Below are 409 nucleotides of genomic sequence, written 5' to 3'. Positions count from 1 at the left end.
ACCTCAGACCATGCCCGATCCTTGAGCTCGTCATAGCCCTTGGCGATGCCTTCACGGATAGTCTGGATGAGGTCGCCTTGCGGATCGCCCTTATCCTCGCCATTGCGCTGCGCCAGCGTCTGGCCGACCAGGCGTGCTGCGTAGCTCGCGCGCGCCTGAGCTATGACGCATTCGCGCATGGAGGTGACAGCTGCCTTGAACGCGCGCTCCGTGCGCACGATCACGTCTCCAGGGATCGCCAACTGTCGATCGTCGCCGATGGCATGCGCATCGCCGGCGCCCCCCGTTTCGGCCAGGGAGTCTTCAGCCAGGCTATCCAGCACCGAGCCGATGATGTCGCGCTGCAAGTCTGCCTTCTTCGCAAGACGGACAATGGCCACTTCGACATCGGCCTCCCGCTCGACGCCCT

The 409-nt window shown here is 64.3% G+C and carries 1 protein-coding gene; it reads right to left on the bottom strand.

The window, feature by feature from the left end:
- Positions 1-409 (bottom strand): hypothetical protein (locus PSR9079_RS23770; RefSeq protein ID WP_218939809.1); only part of this gene is annotated, 409 nt, incomplete at both ends.

The organism is Pseudoalteromonas rhizosphaerae, from assembly GCF_902498845.1.
GTDB classification, from domain to species: domain Bacteria; phylum Pseudomonadota; class Gammaproteobacteria; order Enterobacterales; family Alteromonadaceae; genus Pseudoalteromonas; species Pseudoalteromonas rhizosphaerae.
Note: the sequence above shows the minus strand (reverse complement) of the source record. Positions and strands in the feature narration are given on the sequence as shown.